The organism is Neisseria sp. P0021.S006 (assembly GCF_051956895.1).
The window spans coordinates 1-693 of record NZ_JBQCWZ010000733.1; the positions used below are offsets into that span (position 1 = coordinate 1).

Annotated in this window: 1 protein-coding gene and 1 pseudogene; one reads left to right on the forward strand and one right to left on the reverse strand. The window is 54.3% G+C overall.

Annotated features, from left to right (window positions below):
• A pseudogene (locus ACTHUM_RS16775) lies at window positions 1-109 on the forward strand (DUF4230 domain-containing protein); the annotation flags it as partial.
• Between the two features lie 65 nt (window positions 110-174).
• Here the strand turns inward: ACTHUM_RS16775 and ACTHUM_RS16780 are convergent.
• Window positions 175-693, reverse strand: a 519-nt coding sequence (locus tag ACTHUM_RS16780; RefSeq protein ID WP_440403523.1) for an N-acetylmuramoyl-L-alanine amidase, incomplete at its 5' end; no start/stop codon positions are given.

Here is a 693-nt window from a genome sequence, read left to right on the forward strand (position 1 = left end):
GATTTTGGAGCATGCCAACCGTCAGGCGCAAATCCAGTTGGAAAACTTATTTGCATTGACGCAGACGAAGGTGTCCGTCTATCCGGCTGCGGTAGGGAAGTGCGGTTAAATAGATTGCTTGAAAAGATAAGGCCGTCTGAAAAATTTTCAGACGGCCTTTGTTTCATCAAGCCATTATCCGCGTCGTAAAACGGCGGTATTGATGTATTTTTGAATACCGGTGGCAATGGCTTGGGCGCATTGTTGGCGGAAGGATTCGCTGCCGAGTAGCCGCTCTTCGGTAGGGTTGGAGAGGAAGGCGGTTTCCACCAAAATGGACGGAACATCCGGCGCGCGGAGGACAGCGAAGTTGGCTTCGTCAACGCGGCCTTTGTGTAATTGGTTGAGTTTGCCCAATTCGGTCAAGACGGAATGGCCGAGTTTGCGGCTGTCACGCAGGGTCGCGGTTTGGGTCATGTCCAAAATCGTGTTGTCGACATTGGGGTTGCCGCTGGTTTGTACGCCGCCGATGGCGTCGGCGTTGTTTTGGGTTTGGGCAAGGAATTTTGCCGCCGAGCTGGTCGCTCCTTTGGTATTGAGCATATATACGCCGGTACCGCGAGCGGACGGGCTGGTAAAGGCATCGGCGTGGATGGACACGAATACGTCGGCATTGCGTGCACGGCCTTTGGCAACGCGTACGCCCAATGGGAT